A 23,360-nucleotide genomic window follows, 5' to 3' on the forward strand; every position below is an offset into this window, starting at 1 on the left:
AAATTCTGCCAGTGCGCGCCTAGTTAAAGCAATTCGCCTACAAATCAGCCTTTTACCATCCGTGTGGATGGTGGTAGGATGCTTTTCATGAACCAGACCGCCACCGCCGTCGCGTTGCAGCCCGCCAAAGTCAAGCCGCTCGACTCCGAGAAGATCACCATCAACCTCGGCTATGTCGACCTCGGCCACATCGATCTGCTGGTCAGCGAAGGCTTCTATTCGAACCGCACCGACTTCATCCGCACTGCCATCCGCAACCAGCTCACCGCGCATGGTGAAGCGCTCAAGCAGGTGGTCGCCCGCAAGATGCTGGTGCTCGGGCTGCAGCAGTTCGACGCGGCCGCGCTCGAGGCCGTTCGCGCGGCCGGCCAGACTTTGCAGATCCGCGTACTGGGGCTCGCGGCCATCGGCCTCGACGTGACGCCGGAGCTCGCACTGGCCACCATCGATTCCATCACCGTGCTGGGAGCACTGCACGCCAGCGCAGCGGTCAAGACCGCGCTCGCCGGCCGCATCCGCTAGACCTTGAACATCCGAACAGCCGAAGACCCGACCCGAAAGACGTCATGAACAACCTCTTCCAAAAATTGATGACCGAAGCGACGAAGCTGACCCACAGCGGGCAGTTGCAGGCCGCGACCGATGCGATCCAGCGGGCGTTGCGTGGGGCCACGCAGGCGGCGCAAACCGCTGCTTCACAAGCAACTTCGGCGTTCGAGTCCTCGAATCGGGCAAAGCCCGATGCCGCTGCGCGCACGACGCCACCTGACAACACCAGCGTCGTGCTCGATGGCTGTACGCGAATGGTGGACACGCCGGCTGTTGCAGCCCCCGAGGCCGAAGCCCTCCCCGAGCAATGGACCGACGGCAGCTTTACCCACCAAGGCCGCACCCTTGACTACAAGCTGTACGTGCCACCGAGCGCCGCCGCTACCCCAGGCTCGGCCATCACGCCGAGACCGCTGTTGCTGATGCTGCACGGCTGCACGCAAGACCCGGCCGACTTCGCCGCGGGCACGCAGATGAACACGTTGGCCCGCGAGCTCGGTGTCGTCGTCCTGTACCCGGCGCAGACACAGCATGCCAATGCGCAGCGATGCTGGAACTGGTTCAAGCCGCAGCACCAGCAGCGCGGCCGCGGCGAGCCCGCCTTGCTGGTCGCGCTGACCGAATCGGTCATGGCCGAGAACCACGTCGATCCGGCGCGGGTCTACGTTGCGGGGCTGTCGGCCGGCGGTGCCATGGCGGACATCCTCGGGCGCTGCTATCCCGATATTTTCGCGGGCGTCGGCGTGCACTCCGGCCTGCCCAGCGGCGCGGCGACCGATGTGATGGCGGCGCTGTCGGTCATGCGCAGCGGCGCGGGCGCGACGCCCCACGCCGCCGCTTCCTCTACCTCTTCCACCAACACGGCCTCCATGCCGCCGCTCATCGTGTTCCACGGCGATGCCGACAGCACTGTCAACCCGCGCAACGGCGATGCCGTGGTCGACGCCGCAGTCGGCGCCAATCCGTCGACGCCGCGCATCGCCGAAGGCAGTTCGACGGCAGGCCAACGCTTTACGCGCACCGTCTACGCGCCCGCGCCGGGACGCAATACGGTCGAACACTGGCGCCTGCACGGCGGCGGCCACGCCTGGTCGGGCGGGAGCTCGCAAGGCAGCTTCACCCAGCCGAACGGGGCGGACGCCAGCGCAGAAATGCTGCGCTTTTTTCTTGCGCATCCACTGCGGTGCGAGCCGGTAGCCGTTCAATAGGCCTCGCCACCAGCGCATATCGACAGCCGGCTACAGTCGTCGTCAAGGAGGCTTTCATGCCCACATACGACTTCGATTTATTTGTCATCGGCGGCGGCAGCGGCGGCGTGCGCGCATCGCGCATGGCAGCGCAACGCGGTGCCCGTGTTGCGCTGGCCGAGGCGGCCGAACTCGGGGGCACCTGCGTCAACGTCGGCTGCATTCCCAAGAAGCTCTACAGCTACGCGGCCGGCTATGCGGAAGCCTTCGCGGAAGCGCCCGGCTTCGGCTGGACGCTGTCGGAGCCGCCTCGCTTCGATTGGGCGCACTTGAAGGCGCAGCGCGCCAAAGAGATCACGCGGCTCAACGGCGTCTACGCCTCGTTGCTGAAGACTGCCAACGTCACGCTGTTGAACGGCTGGGCGCAACTGGTCGACGCCCACACCGTGGATGTCGACGGCACGCGCTATACCGCCAAGAATTTGCTGATCGCCACCGGCGGCACGCCCTGGGTGCCCGAACTGCCCGGCCGCGAACACATCGTCACGTCCGACGCCATGTTCGATCTCGATCCGTTTCCCAAGCGCCTGCTGGTGGTCGGCGGCGGCTACATCGCCTGCGAGTTCGCATCGATCTTCAACGGTCTCGGAGCCAAGGTCACCCAAGTACATCGCCGGGCGCACCTGTTGAGCGGCTTCGATGACGACGTGCGCCAATTTCTCGCGAGTGAAATGGGCAAGGCAGGCGTCGACATCCGCCTCAGCAGCGAAATCGACTCCATTTCGAGCGGTCCGGGCGGGCTGAACGTGATGCTCGCACGTGGGGCCACCATCGAGGTCGACACAGTGCTCTTCGCGACCGGTCGTGTGCCCAACACGCGGGCGCTCGGGCTGGAGGCGGCGGGTGTGACCGTCGACGAGCATGGCGCCATCGCGGTCGACGCGCACTACAAGACATCGGTGCCATCAATCTACGCCGTGGGCGATGTGTCGAGCAGCGTGCAGCTCACGCCGGTCGCACTGGCCGAGGCCATGGTCGTGGTCGATGCCCTGTTCGGCGATCGAGTGAGAAAGCTCGACTACGAGTTCATCCCGACGGCGGTGTTCACCCATCCGAACATCGGCACCTGCGGCTATTCGGAAACCGATGCGCGCGCGAAGTTCGGCAAGGTCACCGTGTTCTGCACCGAATTCCGCGCCCTGCGCCATACCTTGTCGGCGAGCACCGAACGCACCTTCATGAAGCTGGTGGTCGACAAGGCCAGCGACCGCGTGGTCGGGCTGCACCTGGTCGGCCCCGATGCCGGCGAGGTGGTGCAGGGCTTTGCCGTGGCCATGCGCGCCGGCGCGACCAAGGCGCTGTTCGACAGCACCATCGGCATCCATCCGACCGTTGCCGAAGAGTTCGTGACGATGCGGGAGCCCATGGCCGGCTGATTCGCAATGCTTTGGGGCGCTGCACAATGTCCGCATGCCCTACATGCCAGCCTTCATCGCACCCGCCCGCTTCACCGATGCCGCCGAAGCACTCGAACAGGTTCGCAGCATCTACAACGGCGGCTTGCAGCATCTGCGTGACGCCATGCAGCGCTTCGTCGGTGGGGACAGCCTGCCGGGCCGGGTGCGGGCGTGCTACCCGTTCGTGCGGGTGCACACGCACACCGTCTCGCGCAACACGCCTCCGGCCAACGCCGGCCTGAGCTACGGCTTCGTCGCCGGCCCCGGGCGCTACGAGACGACGCTGACACGGCCCGATCTGTTCAACCGCTACTACCTTGAACAGTTCCGCCTGCTGCTCGAGAACCATCAGGTCGAACTCGAGATCGGCACCAGCACGCAGCCGATTCCCATCCACTTTTCGTTCACCGACAACGACCATGTCGAGGTGTCGATGAGCCTCGACCGCCGCGCGCTGATGCGCGACGTGTTCGACCTGCCCGACCTGCACGCGATGGACGACGGCATCGCCAACGGAACCTTTGAAGCCAAGCCCGGTGAAGCGCAGCCGCTGGCGCTCTTCACCGGCGCCCGCGTGGATTACTCGCTGCACCGCTTGCGCCACTACACGGGCACGGTGCCGGAGTGGTTCCAGAACTTCGTGCTGTTCACCAACTACCAGTACTACATCGACGAGTTCGTGCGGCTGGGTCATGAAGCGATGACCGACGAGAAGAGCGAGTACGTCGCCTTCATCGAGCCGGGCAACGTGATCACGCGGCGGCGCGGTCTGGCTGCGGGCGCCGACACGACCTATCGCGAGTTGCTCGACGGCAGCCAGGGCACGGCGCCACCGCGCCTGCCGCAGATGCCGGCCTATCACCTGGTGCGCGAAGACCGCAGCGGCATCACGATGGTCAACATCGGCGTCGGTCCGGCCAATGCCAAGACCATCACCGACCACGTCGCGGTGCTGCGCCCGCATGCCTGGATGATGCTCGGCCACTGCGCCGGATTGCGCCCGAGCCAGCAACTCGGTGACTACGTGCTGGCCCACGCCTACGTGCGTGAAGACCACGTGCTGGACGAAGAGTTGCCGCTGTGGGTGCCCATTCCAGCGCTGGCCGAAATCCAGTTGGCGCTGGAGCGCGCAGTCGAACAGGTGACGAAAGTGAGCGGCCCCGATCTGAAGAAGTTCATGCGCACCGGCACCGTCGCCAGCACCGACAACCGCAACTGGGAACTGCTGCCCGGCAACCAGCCGCAGCGCCGCTTCAGCCAGAGCCGCGCCGTCGCGCTCGACATGGAAAGCGCGACCATCGCCGCCAACGGTTTCAGGTTTCGGGTGCCCTACGGCACGCTGCTGTGCGTGAGCGACAAGCCGCTGCACGGCGAGATCAAGCTGCCGGGCATGGCCAATCATTTCTATCGCGAGCGCGTCGAGCAGCACCTGCGCATCGGCATGGCGGCCATCGACATCCTGCGCAGCGAAGGGTCGAGCAAGTTGCACAGCCGCAAGCTGCGCAGCTTTGCCGAGGTGGCGTTTCAGTAAAGTTTCAACGACGTTTCAATAGGCTGCCCGCGCGGCCATGTAAGCACCGAGCAAACCGAGGCCGATCAGGAAACAGCGCCTGAAAACGGCCGGCGACAAGCGCTCTCGCAACCATTGCCCCGCCGCCATGCCGACCAGCGCAGGCAACAGCATGGCCACCGACAGGGCGAGTGTCATGGCGGAATAGCTGCCGCCATGACCCATGTCGAAGGCCAATGCGACGGCCAGCGCCACGGTCGACGTGGTGAACGAGATGCCCATCGCCTGCACCAGCGCATCGCGCTGCAAGCCGAGCGCCTGCAGGTAGGCCACGGCCGGTACCACGAAGACGCCCGTCACCGCAGTGACCAGCCCGGTGACGACCCCGACAAGCGGCCCGAGCCAGCGCTCGTGGCGCGGCGCGATCACAAAGCTCCGGCCCAGCAAGCCCCACGCCGCATAGACCATCAGGGCGACGCCCAATAGCATCGACGCCCACGCGCCCGCCGGTGCGCCGAACAGCAATGCGCCGGCCCAGGTGCCCACGCAAACGCCGACCTGCATGCCAGCGATGCGGCGCCACATCGCTGGCACAGAGGACCACGGGCGGATCTGCCAGAGGTTGGTGACCAGCGACGGCACGATCAACAAAGCCGCAGCCTCGACCGGTGCCATCCAGAGCGCCAGCAGCGCCATCGACACGGTGGGCAAGCCGAGGCCGATCACACCCTTGACGACACCGGCAGCGACGAAGACACCGGCGACCGCTGCCATGGCCGCCGCGGCCGGCACGCTCCACTCAGCGGCGAGCATGGGTCGACGGCGCTGCACGCGCCGCGAGTGGTTGTGTGCTCAGGCCGAACAGTTCCGGCATCTCGCGCTCGGCATTCAACGTCACGGTGAGCGCACGGCCATCGAGCGCCTGCCGCACCCAGCCGCGCCGCAGCGCCAGTTGCAGGCAAGCTGCGCCCAGGGCACCACCGAGATGCGGCCGGCGCTCGCTCCAGTCGAGGCACGGGCAGGCGAAACGCCGGCGTGATCGGCGCGCCGCATCGACATCGAGGCCCAGGCTTTCAAGCGCGACGGCGCCATCGGTCGTGAGTTCGTACGAGCCGCTTTGCAGTCCGCTCAACCAGCCCTGCGCGTGGAGGCGATCGTGCAGTGCGACGCCGGCTGTGCCTGCCATGTGGTCGTAGCAAGTGCGGGCGCTGCGCAAACGCGTCGGCGTGTTGGGCTCGAAGGCCGGGAGCGCTGCAGGTGCCGCCGCTCCTGATCGCGGTGCGCCGGCCACCACGAGCAGGCTTTCAAGCGCGGCAGCGACATCGCCGCCGGCCAACCGGAAGTAGCGGTGACGGCCTTGCGCGATCGATTCGATGAGCCGCTCTTCTTTCAGCCGCGCCAAGTGGGCGCTGGTCGTCGACGCTGCAACCTCGGCGACGACGGCGAGTTCGGTCGCGGTGCGCGCGTGCCCGTCCATCAGGCAGCACAGCATCCGGGCACGCGCAGGCTCGGCGATGGCGCCGGCGAGCCGAGCCAGTTGCACGTCGGCATTCGGGGACGAATCAGGAGCGGCATCGGATTTCATCGGTCGATGCTACGGCGGCGCCACATCGGACACTTCGTTCGCCAGCGAAGTGTCGAAAGCGCCTCTGCCCGCAGTGCCCCGAGGTTGGCTATTGCACCCGTTGCTACTGCACCCGGCCCCAATGCAGCGGCAACGCCGCGGGGCGCCGAAGCATGCGATCGACACGGAGCTGAACGAGCCGCTCGGCGCCAGGAAGCGCATCCACCTCCGGGCCGGTCCAAACGATCTCCGCCGTGACGGCGAGCTGCAGCAGGTCGCCGCTGTCGTAGTCGATGAACAGCAGGCCGGCGCGCGGGTTCAGTGCGAGATTCCCCAACGTGTTGAAGAAGCGGTTGCCGCTGTAATCAGGCACCGTGAGAACGCCCTGGTCGTCGATGCGAACGAAGCCGGACGGCCCGCCGCGATGCGACACGTCGACACCGTGCGATGGGGTGTCGTCTGTGCCGCTCTGCGGGTGCGCGGTGGCGATAAAAAAGGTGTCGGCTTTGGCGATCAAGCGAAGCGCTGGCTCGTCCAGCGCATCGAGTCGAACTGCTCCGGAAGACGCCGCCATCGCGCTCGACGCATTCGATGTGGCCGATGCCGCAGCGCCCATCGCAGGCGCGAAGCTGGCTTGCCGCCGCACGATGTACTTGGGGCAATTGCCGAAGCTCTGTCCCACCGCGATGCCGAAGCCTTCTGCATCGACTTGATCGAGCCACCCGTTCATGCGATTGCGGCGACGCGTGTGAGGCTCGATGCCCAGAACTCCGATCGGCGCACCGACCTTCAACGCATCGGACAAAGGGTCGTCCCTCATTGGCAGTGAATCGATGCGCAGATGCCGCGTATTCGGGGCGTGAGCGAATCCCGGCGGCCCGGCCAGCACGCTGGCCCACGGCTGGCCGCTCGCATCGACGCTGCCGAACATCACGAACGGCAATTGCGCGAAGAAGGCGCGATGCTGGTCCGGCATTGCATCGCGCATCACGAGCGGGCCGATCTCGGCCAGGCGTTCGCGCAAGCCGACACGCGCCTGCAGCGCTTGCTCGCCCAGATGAAAAGCTTCGTCGGTTATTGCGTTCACGGCAGTCATCCCATTCATGGCATTCAGGCCAACGATGCCGCCGACGAAGCAGCAAGCCCGACCGGCGTGCGCAGCATCGGCACGAAGCCCGGCAACGCCTCGACGCGTTCGAGCCAGGCACGCAATTGCGGGTACGGTTCAAGCGACACGTTGCCTTCTGGCGCACAGGCCACGTAAGCGTAGTTGGCGAGGTCGGCCAGCGTGGCCGTCGCGCCGGCAAGAAACACTTCCGTGCCCAGTTGCGCCTCCATGACTTGCAGCAGCGCATGCGAGCGTGCGACCGTCTCGGTCGGATCGGCCGGACGGTTGAACACCACCAGAACGCGCGCCGCCGCCGGACCGTTCGCCAGCGGTCCGGCCGCGACCGACAGCCAGCGCTGCACGTGCGCCGCACCGAGCGCATCGCGCGGCATCCAGCGCGCCGGGTCGGGCGCATAACGTTCGTTCAGGTAGACCAGGATGGCGTTCGAATCGGCCAGCACGACATCGCCATCCTCGATGACCGGCACCTGGCCGAAGGCGTTGAGCGCCAGAAACTCCGGCGTGCGGTGCGCGCGCTGCATGAAGTCGATCTCGCAGCAGTCGAATGGCAGCCCGAGGATCGACAGGAACAACCGCACGCGGTGCACATGCCCTGAGATGACATTGCTGTAGAGCTTGATGGGTTGCGCTGGCGGCGGATTGTTGCGAGTCGGGTTCGACATGGTCGGCTTTCAAATGAATGCAATGACCCGATTCTTTTCTCTTGCAGCCCAAGCATGAATAGCGATTCGCACATTTGACTGCTGCACTTTTCGGTTTAATCGGTTTAATCTGCACCATGGACCGACTCAAAGCCATGCAGACTTTCGTGCAGATCGCCGATCAGGGCAGCCTCACCAAAGCCGCCGATGCCATGGGCAGTTCGTTGCCTGCGGTGGTGCGGTCGCTGGCCGCACTCGAAGCGCATCTGGGCGTACGGCTCTTTCATCGCACCACGCGGCGCAACTCGCTCACCGAAGAAGGCGTTCGTTACCTGGAAAGCACGCGCGATGTGCTGGCAGCCGCCGACGCGGCCGACCTGGCACTGACCGCCGAGGCACGCGAGCCGGCAGGCCGGCTCACCGTGACCGCACCCGTGCTGTTCGGCCACATGTACGTCGCGCCGGCGATCACGCGCTTTCTGGCGCGCTACGACACCATGCACTGCAGCGTGCTGCTTCACGATCGTCAGGTCAACCTGCTGGAAGAAGGCGTCGACGTCGGCATCCGCATCAGCCCGCTCGCCGACTCGTCTCTGGTCGCGCAGCGGCTCGGCACGGTGCGGCACGTGGTGGTGGCGAGCCCCGACTATCTGGCGCGCCACGGGACGCCCGGGCACCCGCGCGAACTGGCACATGCCAACTGCGTGCGCGTGCATCCGAACAGCACCGCGCCGTGGGGGTTCGAGCATCAGGGCAAGCCGTTCTCCGTCGCGACGCGAGGCAACCTGGACTTCAATCACATCGCGCCAGCCATCGAGTCGTGCGCAGTCGGTATGGGCTTCGGCTTGTTCTTTTCTTACCAGGTGCTGCCGCACGTTGCGCAAGGCCGGCTCAAGATCGTGCTCGATGCCTTCGAGCCGCCACCCACGCCGGTCAACGTGATCTATCCGCATGCGCGCTTGTTGCCTGCACGCACGCGGGCCTTTGTCGACTGGATGAAGGCGGAGTTCACCGGCCTCGCGCTGTGACGGCGCGGGCCCACAATGGGTCGGTGACAGCCTCCACCCACTCTCTCTTCAAAGCCCGCAACCTCAGCAAGCGCTACGGCAGCAACACGGTCGTCGACGATCTCTCTTTCGACATCGCGCCCGGCGAATGCCTGGGCGTGATCGGGCCGAACGGCGCCGGCAAGACCACCACCATCCGCATGTGCCTCGGCCTCACGGTCCCCGACAGCGGAACCATCGAGGCGCTCGGGCTGTCGATGCCGCGCGACGCGCTGGCCATCAAGGCGCAGCTCGGCGTGGTCACCCAGTTCGACACGCTCGACCCTGATTTCAGCTGCGCCGAAAACCTGGTCGTTTACGGCCGCTACTTCGGCTTCAGCAAGCGCGAGATCTTGCCGCGTGTGCCCAAGCTGCTCGAGTTTGCGGCGCTCTCGCACAAGGCCGATGCCAAGCCAGGTGAACTCTCCGGCGGCATGCGCCGGCGGTTGTCGCTGGCGCGTGCGCTGGTCAACGATCCCAAGCTGCTGCTGCTCGACGAGCCCACGACCGGGCTCGACCCGCAAGCACGCCACCTGATGTGGGAGCGCTTGCAGGTGCTGCTGCAACAAGGCAAATCGATCTTGCTGACGACGCACTTCATGGACGAAGCCGAGCGCCTGTGTTCGCGCCTTTTGGTGCTCGACCATGGCCGCAAGATCGCCGAAGGCAAGCCGCGCGATCTCATCGCCGAACATCTGGAACCCGACGTCGTCGAGGTGTACGGCAACGGCGCCGTCGCACTGGCCGAGGTGCCCGAACTGAAGGCGATAGCCGCGCGCGTCGAGGTCAGTGGCGAGACGGTTTTTTTCTACACGCAGGATGCGCGTGCGTTGCTGGCGGCGCTGAGCGCCCGGCAAAGCGGGCTGCGCACCTTTCACCGGCCGGCCAACCTCGAAGACTTGTTCCTCAAGCTCACCGGCCGCCAGATTCGCGAGGACGGCTAGGCATGACCACGACCATTGCAAAGAGCACCATAGCGGCGAACTCCGCGGCCCCATCGATCTGGCGGCCGCCGGCACTCTCGATGCGCTGGTGGCCGGTGTTCCTGCGCAACCTGCTGGTGTGGCGCAAGCTGGCGATCCCGAGCCTCATCGGCAACATCGCCGAGCCGTTGATCTGGCTCGTCGCCTTCGGCTACGGCATGGGCGCGCTGGTCGGCCAGGTCGCGGTCGATGGCGTCAAGGTACCGTACATCCTGTTCCTGGCGAGCGGCTCGATCTGCATGAGCGCCATGAACGCGGCGAGCTTCGAGGCGCTCTACTCGGCCTTCTCGCGCATGCATGTGCAAAAGACGTGGGACGGCATCATGAACGCGCCCGTCGGGCTCGACGACATCGTGCTGGCCGAGATGCTGTGGGCCGCGTTCAAGTCGATCTTCACGGTCACCGCCATCCTCTTGGTGATGCTGGCGCTGGGCATCAGCCACAGCCCCAAGCTCATCGTCGCGTGGCTGGTGCTCATCGCCTCGGGCATCACGTTTTCGAGCATCGCGCTGGTCTTCAATGCGCTGGCGAAGGGCTACGACTTCTTCACCTATTACTTCACGCTCTTCATGACGCCGATGATGTTCCTGAGCGGCGTGTTTTTTCCGCTGGAGCAATTGCCTGGGGTGGTGCGCGTCATCGCGGCCTGGTTGCCGCTGGCCAACGCGGTAGCGTTGGTACGGCCGCTCTTCATGGACCAGTGGCCAGCCGACTGGGTACGCCACGCGGTGGTGCTGGCGGTGTATGCCGTGGCAGCGTTCTGGATCGCGCTGGGGCTGACGCGCAAACGGTTTCGAGGCTGAGCGCGCGACGTCGGCAGGACAGCCGAGAGCGGCCCATCGGCCAAGGACGGCCGGGTCGGTGTCAGATGTCGTCCGGCAGCCGGGGGATGTCGCCGAGAGCCTCGTCATTGCGCAGATCGCCCGCTGCCTTGAGCAGGCCGATCGACAAGCCATCGCGTTGACCGGCAAAGCCTTTGGCGATGCCTTCCAGCGCGGTGGACAACGGCACATCGCCATCGTCGCGCGCGTCGATGCTGATATTCAAGACGCGTGCCGCCATCTGCCGGTACGTGACCACGCCGGCCTTTTCAAGCACCGCCACCAGGTCGAGGTAAAGAGCGAGGTTGAGGTCGAAAACCAACTTGGCTGTCGGGTCGAAGTTGTCGTCGGTGTCTGCCACGGTGCGCTCCTTTTTTCTGCGTGTCTTCCGACACTCTAGCCAAAAAGAAAGTGCGTCCATTCGGCCGCGCGTAGGAGGAGCGCCCGAACCTCGATGCCGTCCCGCTGCGACCCCACGCACGAGGCGGTCGCCGGTCGTTGGTAAAGTTGTTGCCCTTGCTGCTGTCGCTCCGCTTGGCCTGGCGTCGCTTTGGCCAACTTCAGATTCAGCGCGGCCACTTTCATCCCACCCTCACTCCTCCTCAGGAAAAGGCACCTTCATGACAACCAGCTATACCGACACCCGACTGCTCATCAATGGCGAATGGACCGACGCCAAGAGTGGCAAGACCATCGACGTGATCAACCCGGCCACCGGCAAGCCGATCGGCAAGGTCGCGCACGCCGGCATCGCCGACCTCGACCAGGCGCTTGCGTCTGCCCAGCGCGGCTTCGATGCGTGGAAGAACACGTCGGCTCCCGAGCGCGCCAACGTCATGCGCAAGGCCGCCGGCCTGCTGCGCGAGCGCGCCGACGCCATCGCGCGCCTGCTCACGCAAGAGCAAGGCAAGCCGCTGATCGAAGCCCGCGGTGAGGTGATGGCTGGTGCCGAAATCATCGAATGGTTCGCCGACGAAGGTCGCCGCGTGTACGGCCGCATCGTGCCGTCGCGCAACCTGGCCGCGCAACAGCTCGTGCTCAAGGAGCCGGTCGGTCCGGTCGCCGCTTTCACGCCGTGGAACTTCCCGATCAACCAGATCGTGCGCAAGCTCGGCGCGGCTCTGGCCACCGGTTGCTCGTTCCTGGTGAAGGCGCCGGAAGAAACGCCGGCATCGCCTGCCGCGCTGCTGCAATGCTTCGTCGATGCCGGCATCCCGCCCGGCACCGTAGGCCTGGTGTTCGGCGACCCGGCTGAAATCTCCAGCTACCTGATCGCCAGCCCGATCATCCGCAAGGTCACCTTCACCGGCTCGACGCCCGTTGGCAAGCAACTGGCCGCGCTCGCCGGCTCGCACATGAAGCGCGTGACGATGGAACTCGGCGGCCACGCGCCGGTGATCGTTGCCGAAGACGCGGATGTCGCGCTCGCGGTAAAGGCGGCGGGTGCCGCCAAGTTCCGCAATGCCGGCCAGGTCTGCATTTCGCCGACCCGCTTTCTGGTGCACAACAGCCTGGTCGACGAGTTCTCGAAGGCACTGGTCAAGCACGCTGAAAGCCTGAAGCTCGGTGACGGCCTGACCGCCGGCACCACCCTCGGCCCACTCGCCAACGCACGCCGCATCACGGCCATGGCCAAGGTGATGGACGATGCGCGCGCCAAGGGCGCCACCATCGCCACCGGCGGTGAACGCATCAGCGGCGAAGGCAACTTCTATGCACCGACCGTCATCACCAACGTGTCGCTCGACGCCGACGTGTTCAACAACGAGCCTTTTGGCCCGGTCGCAGCGGTCCGCGGTTTCGACACGCTCGAAGAAGCCATCACCGAAGCCAACCGCCTGCCCTTCGGTTTGGCTGGCTATGCCTTCACCAAGTCGATCAAGACGGCGCACATCCTCGGCCAGCGGCTCGAACTCGGCATGCTGTGGATCAACCAGCCTGCCATGCCATCGGCCGAGATGCCTTTCGGTGGCGTCAAGGATTCGGGCTACGGCTCGGAAGGCGGCCCGGAGGCGCTGGAGTCGTACCTGGTGACGAAGTCGGTATCGATCCTCGGCGTTTGATACCGAACGAGACCGCGCAGTAGGTGCCGCCCCGCGGCATGCACTGCGGCAGACCGTGATGGTCTGCAAATCAGGAAAGGCATGGGCACTGCGCCCATGCCTTTTTTTTAGCCGCCTGCCTGGCGTGCCCGTCAGTCTTGCGGTGCGTCGACGACGGGAGCGCCCGCTGCCTGCGCTGCCGCGGCGCGCAGCTTGTCCTTCTTGCTCGGCCGCTTGCCCTTGATGCCGCCCGTGCTCGACGTTGGCGCAGCGATGGCCACTGCCTCCAAGACCGCGACCGCTGCTTCGGTCGGCTCGAAGCCCTCGATGCGCTCTCGCGGCAAGCTCAAGCCTTGCCGTTTTTCGATCAAGCTGAAATGCGCCGCGCTCTCCGCCGTGACGAAGCTGATCGCGACCCCGGTTTCCCCTGCGCGGCCGGTGCGCCCGATGCGGTGCGTGTAGTCGACCGGTGAGCGCGGCAGGTCGTAATTGATCACGACGGGCAAGTCGGCGATGTCGAGGCCGCGCGCAGCCAGATCGGTGGCGACCACCACGTCCCAGCGGCTGTCCTTGAACTGCGCCAGGATGTCGGTACGCGTGCCTTGGGCGATGTCGCCGTGAAACGGCACGGCGTAGATGTGGTTCTTGTAGAGCTTTTCGGCCACCGTTTGCGCGGCGTGCTGCGTCGCGACGAACACCAGCACGCGCTCCCACTTGCTCTCCTTGATAAGGTGTCGCAGCAACTGGGTGCGGCGGTTGGCGTCGACCTCGATCGCACGCTGCACGATGGCCGGCTCGGTGCCGGGCGCGCCTTGCACTTCGACGCGCACCGGGTCGCGAAGCAGGCTGTCGGCCAGGCCCTGGATCGCGGCGGGAAAAGTCGCCGAAAACAGCAGGTTCTGCCGCTCGGCAGGCAGCATCGCCAGGATGCGCCCGAGCTCTTCGGCAAAGCCGAGATCGAACAGACGGTCGGCTTCGTCGAGCACCAGCGTCTCGACCGACGCCAGCTTCAACGCGTTGTGCGCCACCAGGTCGAGCAGCCGCCCCGGCGTCGCGACCATGATGTCGGCGCCGCCGCGCAAGCCCATCATTTGCGGATTGATCGAGACGCCGCCAAAGGCGATGGCAATGCGCAGCGGCTCGGGCAGATGCTGCGCCAGGCTGCGCAGCGCCTCGCCGACCTGGGCCGCGAGCTCCCGCGTGGGCACAAGTACCAGCGCACGGACACGGCGCGGCGTGTGAGGCTGTCCGGCTGCCAGGCGTTGCAGCATCGGCAAGGAAAATGCGGCCGTCTTGCCCGAGCCGGTTTGGGCCGAACCGAGCACGTCGCGGCCCTGCAAAATCGGCGGGATCGCAGCCGACTGGATCGGGGTCGGCGTGGCGTAGCCCGACTCGGTCGCGGCGCGCAAGAGAGCGGGAATCAAGCCCAGTGAAGAAAATGGCATGAGGTCAGCGTGCTGATAAAAATATAAACGTCACAAATAAAATCGTCGAAATGATCAAGCGCACCGTCACGCCCGGAGCATCCTCCAGCCGGCTGGTCTATTCCACCGACGCTGGGCGCATCTGCCCCGATTGCCGTCAGCCGGTCGCTTCGTGCGTGTGCTGCGGCCAAGTCAGGGCGCCCGCGCCGCCCACCGACGGCATTGTGCGTCTATCGCACGAGACCAAGGGCCGCAAAGGCAAGGGCGTGACGCTGATCAAAGGCCTTGGGCTCGATGCCGATGCGATGGCATTGCTGGCAAAACAACTCAAGGCATCCTGCGGCTCCGGCGGTACGGTGAAGGACGGCGTCATCGAAATCCAGGGCGATCATCGCGATGTCGTGACCACGGCGCTGGTGAAGCAAGGCCGCAGCGTGAAACGCAGCGGCGGCTGAAGCACATGAAGCCCGAAGACCTGGAACGCCTCGTCACGCTGGAAATGCCATTTGGCAAACATAAGGGCAAACTGATCGCCGATTTGCCCGGCAACTACCTCACATGGTTCGCGCGCGAGGGTTTTCCCTCGGGAGAAATTGGCCGCCTGCTCGCGCTGATGCATGAAATCGACCATAACGGGCTTTCGGACCTGCTCAAACCGTTGCGAAATCGCTCGGCGCCACGCCGGATCGATCAATAAAACACGATTTCGTACCCAAACTGCAAATCAGGCGGATAATAGTCAGACGTGCCAGCAATTTATCTTTGTGAGCACGTGATCCGGTGATCGGTCAGTTTCGCGCCACAGCGCATTTGTTTGTTGTGATTCTGGGACTCCATCGCTTTGTTTTGTTGGTCTGAATTAGGAGTCCCTCCATGGGCAAGAAACTTTACGTAGGCAATCTGTCCTACAACATCCGTGACAACGACCTCGAGCAGGCCTTCGGCCAGTACGGTTCGGTCGCATCTGCCAAGGTCATGATGGAACGTGACACCGGCCGCTCGAAGGGCTTCGGCTTTGTCGAAATGGGTACTGACGCTGAAGCGTTGGCAGCCATCGAAGGCATGAATGGCCATTCGCTCGACGGTCGCGCCCTGACCGTGAACGAAGCCCGTCCGATGGAACCGCGCCCAGCTGGCGGCGGTTTCGGTGGTGGTGGCGGCCGTAGCGGCGGCGGCGGTGGATACGGCGGCGGCGCCGGCGGCGGCGGTGGCGGCTACGGTGGTGGCGGCGGCGGCGGTGGCCGCAGCGGTGGCGGCGGCGGCTACGGTGGTGGCGGCGGCGGCGGAAGCCGCGGCGGTTACTAAGCTCTAGCAGCTCGGTTGCTCACGCAATAGATAAAAAGGCTCCCTCGGGAGCCTTTTTTGCGTCTGGCGCGATGTGGGCCAGCGCGCCGGGCCTGCCCGCGGTTAGCCCGCGCGGTTAACCCAATACGCGCCGAAGTTCGGCCGCACACAAAGCCACCGCCGTGTTCGCCTCGTCGAGCACGCGGCCCATCGTGATGAAGCCGTGAATCTGCCGCTCGAAGCAGACGCAGGTCGCTCGGTTGCCGGCCTCGGTCAGTGCGCGGGCGTAGTCCAGGCCTTCATCCCGCAATGGGTCGTAGCCAGCCGTGATTACCAGTGCCGGCGGCAATCCTGCCAGATCGGTGTGCAGCAATGGCGATGCGCGCCAATCGAGATCGTGCGCGGGGTCAGCGATGTAGTGGTCGTGAAAGTAAGCGAGCGTGTCGCGTGTCAGCACATAGCCGTCTCCGTTGGTCGTGTGCGAAGGATGCCCGCGGCGCATGTCGGTGGCTGGGTAGATCAGCAACTGGAACGCGATCGGCAGATCGCCGGCATCACGGGCCGCCAGCGCGACCACAGCGGCCAGATTGCCGCCGGCACTGTCGCCGCCCACTGCGAGACGGCCGGGATCGAGCCTCAACGCACCAGCCTGCTCGCGCACCCAGCGGGTGGCAGCCAATACATCGTCGACTGCAGCCGGAAAGCGATGCTCCGGCCCCATGCGGTAGTCGACAGCGACGACCGCACAACCGGCCGCGTTTGCCAGCTCGCGGCACAGCGTGTCGTGCGTGTCGAGGTCGCCAATGACCCAGCCCCCGCCGTGGTAATAAACCAGCACCGGCAACACCGTTGTGGCGTCAGAACCCAGCGGCCGATACAGACGAAGCGGGATGTCGCCCTGTGGCGTAGTAGCCGTCAGCTCGCGCACTGCCGCGACTTGCGGCGGTTCAGGCTGCGTAAAGGTGCGCCGCTCACGGTAGAAAGCGCGCGCCTCGGCGGGTGACAGCGTATGGGTCGGTGGCACGCCGCGCTCGGCCATCAGGTCCATCAGTGCGCGGGCTTGGGGGTGCAACATTCGAATGTCTCCGGTTGGTTTTTTGATCGCTATTTGAATCGCCTCTTTGAGGCCTCTGCATCAGGCCTTGCGCGGCTTCACCCGCGAAGCCGCATCTTTCGCCCGCGACCGCGCCGTGTCCACATCGGCCGCATGCACCAGCGCCACGCCCATGCGCCGCTTGACGAAGCTCTCGGGCTTGCCGAAGAGACGGATGTCCGACCCCGGCACTTGCAGCGCATCGGCAATGCCGTCGAACACGATGCCGGTGGCGTCGACACCGCCGTAGATCACCGCGCTGGCGCCCGCGCTTTTCAGCGTGGTGTCGACCGGCAATCCGAGGATGGCGCGTGCGTGCAGCTCGAACTCGTTTTGCCACTGCGTCGCCATCGTCACCATGCCGGTGTCGTGCGGTCGCGGGCTCACTTCGCTGAACCAGACCTCGTCGCCCTTGACGAACAGCTCGACGCCGAACAGGCCCTGACCGCCGAGGTCGGACGTCACGGCTTCGGCGATCTGCTGCGCCTTCAGCAAGGCCGCAGGCGCCATCGGGTGCGGCTGCCAGCTTTCGACGTAATCGCCGCTTACCTGCACATGGCCGATCGGTTCACAGAACTTCGTCTCGACGGCGCCTGCTGCGCCGCGGGCCCGCACCGTCAGCAGCGTGATCTCGTAGTCGAAGTCGATGAAGCCTTCGACGATCACTCGCCCGTGACTGACACGGCCGCCGGCCATGGCGTACTCCCACGCTTTTTGCACGTCGGCCGGCCCGTCGATCTTGCTCTGGCCCTTGCCGGAACTGCTCATGACCGGCTTGACGATGCAGGGGTAGCCGATGCCCTTTTCGCCCTTGTCTTTGTCTTTGTCGTGACCATCGATGGCAGCCTGCAACTCGGCGAGCGAATCGCAAAACTTGTACGGGCTGGTCGGCACACCGAGCGTTTCCGCAGCGAGGCGACGAATGCCTTCGCGGTCCATCGTGAGCCGAGCCGCGCGCGCGGTAGGAATGACGCGCACCACACCAGCGTCTTCGAGCTCCTGCAGCATGTGCGTGGCGATCGCCTCGATCTCGGGCACGACGAGGTCGGGCTTCTCGGCCTCGATCAGCGCCTTGAGCGCCGCGGGGTCGCTCATCGTGATGGTGCGCGCGTGGTGCGCGACTTGCTGGCCCGGTGCGTCGGCATAGCGATCGACCGCGATGGTCTCGACGCCGAGGCGCTGCAAGGCGATCAGCACCTCCTTGCCGAGCTCGCCGGAGCCGAGCAGCATGACGCGGGTTGCAAAAGGAGAAAGAGGCGTGCCGATGATGGTCATGCGACAACTTTAATTGACATCCTCCCCGCCCTGAAGGGCGAGGATTCCTACTGCGTCATGCATGCTCAGCCTGCTGAGCGGGCACGATCGCCTCGGTGAGTTCCTGCTTCACGGCGGCTGGTCTAGCCTTGCGCTTACGCACAAGGCCAGAGCCGTCCCCTCCACAGGCATCGGACATCGCTGTCCAGACCGCGTGTCCCGCGGCCAGAATGTTTTTTGCGGCATTGGTGTCCGCATGTTCTGCATGGCCGCAAACCACGCAGACGAAGGACGCTTGCGTCTTTCTGTTGAGCTTGTCCACGTGCCCGCAACAGCTACACGTCTGGGAGGTGTAGGCGGGGCTGACCTTCACCAGCGCACCGCCGTTGCTCTCCAGCTTGTACGCGAGCTGCCGGGCGAACTCAGACCAGCCCTGGTCGAGGATGGCTTTGTTGAGCCCTGCCTTCTGGCGCACTTTCGCGCCAGGGTGCTCGACCGCCCCCTTGGCGCTGGCGCTCATGTTCGCGACGCGCAGGTCTTCGATCGCGATCACCGCATGTTCTCTGGCCAAGCCCGTGGTGAGCTTGTGCAGCCAGTCGCTGCGCTGGTTGGCGATCTTCTTGTGAAGGGCGCGCAGCTTGATCACCGCCTTCTTGCGATTGCATGAGCCTTTCACTTTCCGGCTCACGCTGCGCTGGTACCGGCGCAGCCGGACGGCCTGGGCCTTCAACGCATTGAGCGGCTCGACCATGCGTCCACTGCTGTCCGCCGCAAAGGTGGCTATGCCGACATCAATGCCGAGCGATGGGGACAGGCCGCCGGCCGGCAGTACGCCAGCGTGGCGGGTCTGGATCGCAACGGTCCACTTGCCTGCGTCGCGGCGTACGGTCGCGTTCCTGATCTCACCGGCCACCGCCTGGCTTTGGCGAAGCCGCACCCAGCCTAATTTGGGAAGCTTGAGGCGCCCGTTAGCTTGGTCGAGCAGCGGGGCCACGGGAAAGCGAAGCCCCGGATCGTCCCCGTATTTTTTAAAGCGGGGGTAGCCCAGCTTCCTGCGGGCTTTAACGGGGGCGAAGTAGCGCTGGAACGCGGCGTCCAGTCTTTTAAGCACCTGCTGCTGCGCGTGCACAGGCGACTGGGCAAGCCACACGGTCTCAGGCGCTGTGCGCCACGCAGTGAGCCACAGGGCCATGGCGTTGTAATTTGCGTGCGGCTCCTTACGCACATCCCTTGCCTGATGCTCGGCCAGCGCGTGATTCCAGACCCAGCGGGCCTGCCCGCTGAACCGACGCAGCAGCGCCTCCTGCGCGGAGGTCGCACGCAGCACGAACTTCCACGCCCGCATGTGCGGCTCGGGTTGTTCGATGGCGTTCGGGAGGGACATAGCTTTAGCGCGTGGACGTCTTGATCCAAGATACGCGCTTCGCGCCTGATTCGCTAGACCCCGGGCTGAACCCCGGTGAGTGTCGCTCACAACCTGATCACCGCGTGTTTCACAATAAGGTCCATCGGCGCGCCCTTCCTGGGCGCTTCCTTCAGACATTTTTTCCAAACACATCGAGGAGTTTTCAAATGGCGATTCAGACCGTCGGCATCATCGGCGCCGGCACCATGGGCAACGGCATCGCGCAGGCCTGCGCTGTGGCCGGCGTGAAAGTCGTCATGGTCGACATCGCGCAAGCCGCGGTCGACAAGGGCATTGCGGCGGTGGCGGGCAGCCTCGACCGGCTCATCAAGAAAGAGAAGCTGACGGCTGCGCAAAAAGACGTCGCGCTCGCGCTCATCAAAGGCTCGAGCGATTACGCGGAACTGAAGAGCGCGCAACTGGTAATCGAAGCCGCGACCGAAAACGAGGCGCTCAAGTTCAAGATCCTGAAGCAGGTCGACGAACTGCTCGCGCCCGAGGTGATCATCGCGTCGAACACCTCGTCGATTTCGATCACGCAGCTGGCGGCCGCCACGTCGCGCCCGGATCGCTTCATCGGCATGCACTTCTTCAACCCGGTGCCGATGATGGCGCTGGTCGAAATCATTCGCGGCTACCTCACCAGCGACGAAACGCACGACGCAGTCAAGGCACTCGCCGTGAGGTTGGGCAAGTCACCGATCACCGTCAAAAACGCACCCGGTTTCGTGGTCAACCGCATCCTGGTGCCGATGATCAACGAAGCTTTTTTCGTGCTGTCAGAAGGACTCGCGAAGGCCGAAGACATCGACGCCGGCATGAAGCTGGGCTGCAACCAGCCGATCGGGCCACTGGCGCTGGCCGACATGATCGGGCTCGACGTGTGCCTGGCGGTGATGGAGGTGTACCTCGCGCAATTCGGCGACTCCAAGTACCGGCCTTGCCCTCTGCTGAAGGAAATGGTCGCTGCGGGACAGCTCGGTAGAAAAACAAAACGCGGCGTGTACACCTACTAACCCCCGAGTCGTCGCGCACTTCGTGTCGCTTCCGCCACCCCCTTGCAAGGGGGCAACACCAGCGGCCCGGCGAAGCCGGTTCCGCGGTGTTCACCAATAATTCAAAGAGACAACCGCCATGAACATTGTTGCCACAACGCCGCCCGTAGAAGGCTGCATCGACACGCAGGTCATCGACCATGTCTTGCTGATCGGCATCAACCGGCCGGCCAAGCGCAACGGCTGGACGCCGCCCATGTTTCGGCAATTGGCCGAGGCCTACACGCGGCTCGACGACGACCCTGCCTTGCGCGTCGGCGTGCTGCATGCCTTCGGCGATCACTTCACCGCCGGGCTCGATCTGCCGCTCATCACCGAGTACATGAAGCGCGGCGAGAAGGCGGTGCCGGAAGGCCTGGTCGAGCCGCACGACTTCGGCCTGCCGGGCTACCGGCGGCGTACCAAGCCGATGGTGGTGGCGGTCAAGGGCATTTGCTTCACGGTGGGCATCGAGCTGATGCTCGGCGCCGACATCGTGGTCGCGGCCGATAACTGCCGCTTCTCACAGCTCGAAGTGCAGCGCGGGATCATGGCGACCGGCGGCGCCACGCTGCGGATGGCCGAGCGGGCCGGCCTGGGCAACGCGATGCTGCATCTGCTCACCGCCGACGAGTTCGGCAGTGCAGAGGCTTATCGCCTCAACTTCGTGCAGAAGGTGGTGCCTGCAGGCCAGGAGCTCGACGAAGCGCTGGTGATTGCGCAACGCATTGCAGCGCAGGCACCGCTCGCCGTGGTCGCCACGCGTCTCAACATTCTGAAAGCGGTCGAAGAAGGTCCGGCGGCTGCGGTCGCCGAATTCATTGAGACGCAGAAGCGGCTGTCGAACAGCGAAGACGCCGCGGAAGGCGTGCGCTCGTTCGTCGAGCGGCGGCCGTCGCGCTTCAGCGGACGCTGAAACGGAGACGCTTCATGTTCATTCCTCGTCGCTCCGGGCTCGCCGCCCTCACGCTCGCTGCCCTGTCCGGGATTTTTATCGTGATTGAAGCCACCGCCCAACCTGCGCCAGCACTACTCCCCGATCCGGCGGCCACGTCGGTCGGCGCGCTCGGCTGGATGCAGGGATTTCCGCCCGCGCCCGACAAGCTCATCACCTTCGACGACCCTCGAGGGGGTGCTTTTCCGCGCAACCGCTGGAGCTTTTCGCATGTGCGCGAGTCGGTGCCGACTGCCAACGTCTGGCGCGGCAACGGTGCGCCCAGCCCGTTGCCCGCAGCGCCACGCGACCTCGACGGCATCGCCTTCACCGCGCTGGGCGGCGAGCCGATGACCTTCGGCCAGATGCTGCCTCGCACCTACACCGACGGCATCCTTGTGCTGCATAAAGGCGAAGTCGTCTACGAAAAGTATTTCGGTGCGCTCACGCCCGAGCGGCCGCACCTGGCCATGTCGGTGACCAAGTCGTTCGTCGGCACGCTGGCCGCCATCCTGGTGGCCGAGGGCAAGCTCGATCCGGCTGCGCCGGTGACGAAGTATTTGCCGGAAATGAAAGACACGGCGTACGGCGACGCGACCGTGCGCCAGGTCATGGGCATGACCGTCGGCGTGAAGTACTCGGAGAACTACGCCGACCCGAAAGCCGAGGTTTTCGACTACGCACGTGCCGGCGGCATGATGGTTCAGGGCACCGGCTACGCCGGCCCCAGGAGCTTCTACGACTTCCTGAAAACTCTGCAAAAAGAAGGCTCGCACGACGAAGGCTTCGCCTACAAGACGGTGAACGCCGAAGTGCTCGCGTGGGTATTACGGCGCGCTTCCGGCCAGTCGCTGGCCGACCTTCTCTCCGAGAAGATCTGGCGCCGCATCGGGGCCGAGCAAGACGCCTACTTCATGGTCGACCGCATCGGCACCGAGTCGGGCGGCGGCGGCCTGAACACCACGCTGCGCGACCTGGCGCGCTTCGGCGAAACCATGCGCAACGGCGGTCGCGCCAACGGCCAGCAAGTCGTTCCGCAGTCGGCCATCGCCGAGATTACGGGCGGTGGTGACAAGGCGAAGTTTGCCAAGGCTGGCTACGCCTTGCTGCCGGGCTGGTCGTACCGCGACATGTGGTGGTCGACGAACAACGACCACGGCGCCTACATGGCGCGCGGCATCCACGGCCAGAGCATCTACGTCGACCCGAAGGCCGAGATGGTGATCGTGCGCTACGCAGCGCACCCCATTGCTGCCAACGCGGGCAACGACCCTCTGACGCTGCCCGCGTTCCATGCTGTCGCCAACGCGTTGATGACGACCCGATAAACAGTCTTTTCAGGCGCTGCGGGCGCTTCGAAAATTCAACCGGTTTCAAATTCTTTCAATTAACGACGCCACAACTAGATTGCACACAATTTAATTGTTCGATATAGTTCTATTCATGCGTTCCAAACCTGCCACCGTCGACATGCAACATCTGGACAACCAGCTGTGCTTCGCGGTGTATTCGGCGTCTCTGGCGATGACGCGGCTCTACAAGCCCCTGCTCGAAAAGCTCACTCTCACCTACCCGCAATACATCGTCATGCTCGCCCTGTGGGAGCAGGACGGCGTCATGGTGTCGGCGCTGGGCGAGCGTGTGTCGCTCGACTCCGGCACGCTGACGCCGCTGCTTAAACGGCTCGAAGCCAGCGGCTATGTGGCGCGTGTGCGCGACGTGGCCGACGAGCGCCGCGTGCGCGTCACCCTCACTGCCTCCGGTCGCAAGCTCAAGGCACGCGCCGCCGCGGTGCCGGGCTGCCTGATGGCCGCGACGCAGTGCTCTGTATCCGAACTGGTCGCGCTCACGCAGCAATTGCAAACGCTGCGCGACCGCATCAAGGCCGCTTGAGATTTCTTTGTTTTCCCCTCACCCCTTTTTCCACCCCAACCCCAACCCAAGGAAATCACATGACCACCAAACTCGACAAAGTGCTCTACACGGCTGAAGCCCATACGGTC

General features: G+C 65.0%; 24 protein-coding genes. 15 read left to right on the forward strand and 9 right to left on the reverse strand.

From position 1 onward, the window contains the following. Window positions 1-87 precede the first annotated feature (87 nt). The 4 genes from QN397_RS03735 to QN397_RS03750 are packed head-to-tail and all read left to right on the forward strand — an operon-like array spanning window position 88 to window position 4,724. Window positions 88-522 (forward strand): CopG family transcriptional regulator, encoded by a 435-nt coding sequence (locus QN397_RS03735; protein WP_323500137.1) that lies wholly within the window; start codon window positions 88-90, stop codon window positions 520-522. A 44-nt stretch (window positions 523-566) separates the two neighbouring features. Further along, window positions 567-1,757 (forward strand): PHB depolymerase family esterase, encoded by a 1,191-nt coding sequence (locus tag QN397_RS03740; protein ID WP_323500138.1) that lies wholly within the window; start codon window positions 567-569, stop codon window positions 1,755-1,757. A gap of 56 nt (window positions 1,758-1,813) precedes the next feature. Further along, a complete protein-coding gene (gorA, locus tag QN397_RS03745; RefSeq protein ID WP_323500139.1) occupies window positions 1,814-3,172 on the forward strand; it encodes a glutathione-disulfide reductase in 1,359 nt (452 codons plus the stop codon). Between the two features lie 34 nt (window positions 3,173-3,206). Continuing rightward, window positions 3,207-4,724: an AMP nucleosidase gene (locus QN397_RS03750; protein ID WP_323500140.1), complete on the forward strand. Its 1,518-nt coding sequence runs from the start codon at window positions 3,207-3,209 to the stop codon at window positions 4,722-4,724. Between the two features lie 15 nt (window positions 4,725-4,739). On the opposite strand, the gene QN397_RS03755 is transcribed toward QN397_RS03750, so the two are convergent. The 4 genes from QN397_RS03755 to QN397_RS03770 all read right to left on the reverse strand — a co-directional run bounded on the left by QN397_RS03755 (window position 4,740) and on the right by QN397_RS03770 (window position 8,058). Next, the gene (locus tag QN397_RS03755) at window positions 4,740-5,516 is read right to left on the reverse strand and encodes a sulfite exporter TauE/SafE family protein (protein WP_323500141.1); all 777 of its coding nucleotides are present in this window, start codon (window positions 5,514-5,516) and stop codon (window positions 4,740-4,742) included. After that, window positions 5,503-6,288, reverse strand: coding sequence for a helix-turn-helix transcriptional regulator (locus QN397_RS03760; protein ID WP_323500142.1), 786 nt, complete (start codon window positions 6,286-6,288; stop codon window positions 5,503-5,505). Before QN397_RS03760 ends, QN397_RS03755 begins: the two co-directional genes overlap by 14 nt. A 103-nt stretch (window positions 6,289-6,391) precedes the next feature. Further along, window positions 6,392-7,345 carry a pyridoxamine 5'-phosphate oxidase family protein gene (locus QN397_RS03765; RefSeq protein ID WP_416352302.1) on the reverse strand — a complete coding sequence of 318 codons (954 nt, stop codon included), beginning with the start codon at window positions 7,343-7,345 and terminating at the stop codon, window positions 6,392-6,394. A 32-nt stretch (window positions 7,346-7,377) separates the two neighbouring features. After that, entirely contained in the window at window positions 7,378-8,058 is a 681-nt protein-coding gene (locus tag QN397_RS03770) for a glutathione S-transferase (protein ID WP_323500144.1), read from the reverse strand. A 116-nt stretch (window positions 8,059-8,174) separates the two neighbouring features. Between QN397_RS03770 and QN397_RS03775 the strand changes: the two genes are divergently transcribed. Genes QN397_RS03775 through QN397_RS03785 form a run of 3 tightly spaced genes read left to right on the forward strand, consistent with a single transcriptional unit; the run spans window position 8,175 to window position 10,869 of the window. Then, a complete protein-coding gene (locus tag QN397_RS03775) occupies window positions 8,175-9,065 on the forward strand; it encodes a LysR family transcriptional regulator (RefSeq protein ID WP_323500145.1) in 891 nt (296 codons plus the stop codon). A gap of 23 nt (window positions 9,066-9,088) precedes the next feature. Further along, window positions 9,089-10,027 (forward strand): ATP-binding cassette domain-containing protein, encoded by a 939-nt coding sequence (locus QN397_RS03780; protein WP_323494989.1) that lies wholly within the window; start codon window positions 9,089-9,091, stop codon window positions 10,025-10,027. Between the two features lie 2 nt (window positions 10,028-10,029). Next, on the forward strand, window positions 10,030-10,869 hold the full coding sequence (locus QN397_RS03785) for an ABC transporter permease (protein ID WP_323500146.1): 840 nt from the start codon (window positions 10,030-10,032) through the stop codon (window positions 10,867-10,869). A gap of 61 nt (window positions 10,870-10,930) precedes the next feature. Here the strand turns inward: QN397_RS03785 and QN397_RS03790 are convergent, their stop codons facing one another. Beyond that, on the reverse strand, window positions 10,931-11,248 hold the full coding sequence (locus tag QN397_RS03790) for a hypothetical protein (RefSeq protein WP_187054207.1): 318 nt from the start codon (window positions 11,246-11,248) through the stop codon (window positions 10,931-10,933). Between the two features lie 259 nt (window positions 11,249-11,507). Here QN397_RS03790 and QN397_RS03795 point away from each other — a divergent pair, with 259 nt between their 5' ends. Continuing rightward, the gene (locus QN397_RS03795) at window positions 11,508-12,950 is read left to right on the forward strand and encodes an NAD-dependent succinate-semialdehyde dehydrogenase (RefSeq protein WP_187054206.1); all 1,443 of its coding nucleotides are present in this window, start codon (window positions 11,508-11,510) and stop codon (window positions 12,948-12,950) included. 131 nt (window positions 12,951-13,081) lie between these two features. On the opposite strand, the gene QN397_RS03800 is transcribed toward QN397_RS03795, so the two are convergent. Continuing rightward, a complete protein-coding gene (locus QN397_RS03800) occupies window positions 13,082-14,374 on the reverse strand; it encodes a DEAD/DEAH box helicase (RefSeq protein ID WP_323494991.1) in 1,293 nt (430 codons plus the stop codon). A 50-nt stretch (window positions 14,375-14,424) separates the two neighbouring features. Between QN397_RS03800 and QN397_RS03805 the strand changes: the two genes are divergently transcribed. The 3 genes from QN397_RS03805 (at window position 14,425) to QN397_RS03815 (ending at window position 15,658) form a co-directional block, all read left to right on the forward strand. Next, the gene (locus tag QN397_RS03805) at window positions 14,425-14,808 is read left to right on the forward strand and encodes a translation initiation factor Sui1 (protein WP_323494992.1); all 384 of its coding nucleotides are present in this window, start codon (window positions 14,425-14,427) and stop codon (window positions 14,806-14,808) included. 5 nt (window positions 14,809-14,813) lie between these two features. After that, window positions 14,814-15,050: a DUF3820 family protein gene (locus tag QN397_RS03810; protein ID WP_323494993.1), complete on the forward strand. Its 237-nt coding sequence runs from the start codon at window positions 14,814-14,816 to the stop codon at window positions 15,048-15,050. A 176-nt stretch (window positions 15,051-15,226) separates the two neighbouring features. Then, the gene (locus tag QN397_RS03815) at window positions 15,227-15,658 is read left to right on the forward strand and encodes an RNA-binding protein (protein ID WP_323500147.1); all 432 of its coding nucleotides are present in this window, start codon (window positions 15,227-15,229) and stop codon (window positions 15,656-15,658) included. Between the two features lie 115 nt (window positions 15,659-15,773). Here the strand turns inward: QN397_RS03815 and QN397_RS03820 are convergent, their stop codons facing one another. Genes QN397_RS03820 through QN397_RS03830 form a run of 3 tightly spaced genes read right to left on the reverse strand, consistent with a single transcriptional unit; the run spans window position 15,774 to window position 19,368 of the window. Next, window positions 15,774-16,712 (reverse strand): alpha/beta hydrolase, encoded by a 939-nt coding sequence (locus QN397_RS03820; protein ID WP_323494994.1) that lies wholly within the window; start codon window positions 16,710-16,712, stop codon window positions 15,774-15,776. 60 nt (window positions 16,713-16,772) lie between these two features. Beyond that, the gene (gene purT / locus QN397_RS03825; protein ID WP_323494995.1) at window positions 16,773-18,005 is read right to left on the reverse strand and encodes a formate-dependent phosphoribosylglycinamide formyltransferase; all 1,233 of its coding nucleotides are present in this window, start codon (window positions 18,003-18,005) and stop codon (window positions 16,773-16,775) included. Window positions 18,006-18,060: 55 nt separating this feature from the next. After that, complete coding sequence (locus QN397_RS03830) at window positions 18,061-19,368, reverse strand: transposase (protein WP_323494996.1); 1,308 nt, start codon at window positions 19,366-19,368, stop codon at window positions 18,061-18,063. A gap of 188 nt (window positions 19,369-19,556) precedes the next feature. On the opposite strand from QN397_RS03830, the gene QN397_RS03835 reads away from it, so the two are divergent. The 4 genes from QN397_RS03835 (at window position 19,557) to QN397_RS03850 (ending at window position 23,250) form a co-directional block, all read left to right on the forward strand. Then, window positions 19,557-20,405 carry a 3-hydroxybutyryl-CoA dehydrogenase gene (locus QN397_RS03835; RefSeq protein ID WP_323494997.1) on the forward strand — a complete coding sequence of 283 codons (849 nt, stop codon included), beginning with the start codon at window positions 19,557-19,559 and terminating at the stop codon, window positions 20,403-20,405. A 118-nt stretch (window positions 20,406-20,523) separates the two neighbouring features. Continuing rightward, entirely contained in the window at window positions 20,524-21,339 is an 816-nt protein-coding gene (locus QN397_RS03840; RefSeq protein WP_323500148.1) for a crotonase/enoyl-CoA hydratase family protein, read from the forward strand. A gap of 14 nt (window positions 21,340-21,353) precedes the next feature. Then, window positions 21,354-22,685 carry a serine hydrolase gene (locus QN397_RS03845; protein ID WP_323500149.1) on the forward strand — a complete coding sequence of 444 codons (1,332 nt, stop codon included), beginning with the start codon at window positions 21,354-21,356 and terminating at the stop codon, window positions 22,683-22,685. 115 nt (window positions 22,686-22,800) lie between these two features. Further along, window positions 22,801-23,250, forward strand: coding sequence for a MarR family winged helix-turn-helix transcriptional regulator (locus tag QN397_RS03850; protein WP_323500150.1), 450 nt, complete (start codon window positions 22,801-22,803; stop codon window positions 23,248-23,250). Window positions 23,251-23,360: the final 110 nt, after the last annotated feature.

Source organism: Variovorax sp. RTB1 (genome assembly GCF_035018765.1).
Classification (GTDB): Bacteria; Pseudomonadota; Gammaproteobacteria; order Burkholderiales; family Burkholderiaceae_C; genus Variovorax.

Bases quoted from the DNA above. Each gene is read 5' to 3' on its own strand.
- QN397_RS03735 (WP_323500137.1), top strand. From the start codon at position 88: ATGAACCAGACCGCCACCGCCGTCGCGTTGCAGCCCGCCAAAGTCAAG.
- QN397_RS03740 (WP_323500138.1), top strand. From the start codon at position 567: ATGAACAACCTCTTCCAAAAATTGATGACCGAAGCGACGAAGCTGACC.
- gorA (WP_323500139.1), top strand. From the start codon at position 1,814: ATGCCCACATACGACTTCGATTTATTTGTCATCGGCGGCGGCAGCGGC.
- QN397_RS03750 (WP_323500140.1), top strand. From the start codon at position 3,207: ATGCCCTACATGCCAGCCTTCATCGCACCCGCCCGCTTCACCGATGCC.
- QN397_RS03755 (WP_323500141.1), bottom strand. From the start codon at position 5,516: ATGCTCGCCGCTGAGTGGAGCGTGCCGGCCGCGGCGGCCATGGCAGCG.
- QN397_RS03760 (WP_323500142.1), bottom strand. From the start codon at position 6,288: ATGAAATCCGATGCCGCTCCTGATTCGTCCCCGAATGCCGACGTGCAA.
- QN397_RS03770 (WP_323500144.1), bottom strand. From the start codon at position 8,058: ATGTCGAACCCGACTCGCAACAATCCGCCGCCAGCGCAACCCATCAAG.
- QN397_RS03775 (WP_323500145.1), top strand. From the start codon at position 8,175: ATGGACCGACTCAAAGCCATGCAGACTTTCGTGCAGATCGCCGATCAG.
- QN397_RS03785 (WP_323500146.1), top strand. From the start codon at position 10,030: ATGACCACGACCATTGCAAAGAGCACCATAGCGGCGAACTCCGCGGCC.
- QN397_RS03795 (WP_187054206.1), top strand. From the start codon at position 11,508: ATGACAACCAGCTATACCGACACCCGACTGCTCATCAATGGCGAATGG.
- QN397_RS03800 (WP_323494991.1), bottom strand. From the start codon at position 14,374: ATGCCATTTTCTTCACTGGGCTTGATTCCCGCTCTCTTGCGCGCCGCG.
- QN397_RS03805 (WP_323494992.1), top strand. From the start codon at position 14,425: ATGATCAAGCGCACCGTCACGCCCGGAGCATCCTCCAGCCGGCTGGTC.
- QN397_RS03810 (WP_323494993.1), top strand. From the start codon at position 14,814: ATGAAGCCCGAAGACCTGGAACGCCTCGTCACGCTGGAAATGCCATTT.
- QN397_RS03815 (WP_323500147.1), top strand. From the start codon at position 15,227: ATGGGCAAGAAACTTTACGTAGGCAATCTGTCCTACAACATCCGTGAC.
- QN397_RS03820 (WP_323494994.1), bottom strand. From the start codon at position 16,712: ATGTTGCACCCCCAAGCCCGCGCACTGATGGACCTGATGGCCGAGCGC.
- purT (WP_323494995.1), bottom strand. From the start codon at position 18,005: ATGACCATCATCGGCACGCCTCTTTCTCCTTTTGCAACCCGCGTCATG.
- QN397_RS03830 (WP_323494996.1), bottom strand. From the start codon at position 19,368: ATGTCCCTCCCGAACGCCATCGAACAACCCGAGCCGCACATGCGGGCG.
- QN397_RS03835 (WP_323494997.1), top strand. From the start codon at position 19,557: ATGGCGATTCAGACCGTCGGCATCATCGGCGCCGGCACCATGGGCAAC.
- QN397_RS03840 (WP_323500148.1), top strand. From the start codon at position 20,524: ATGAACATTGTTGCCACAACGCCGCCCGTAGAAGGCTGCATCGACACG.
- QN397_RS03845 (WP_323500149.1), top strand. From the start codon at position 21,354: ATGTTCATTCCTCGTCGCTCCGGGCTCGCCGCCCTCACGCTCGCTGCC.
- QN397_RS03850 (WP_323500150.1), top strand. From the start codon at position 22,801: ATGCGTTCCAAACCTGCCACCGTCGACATGCAACATCTGGACAACCAG.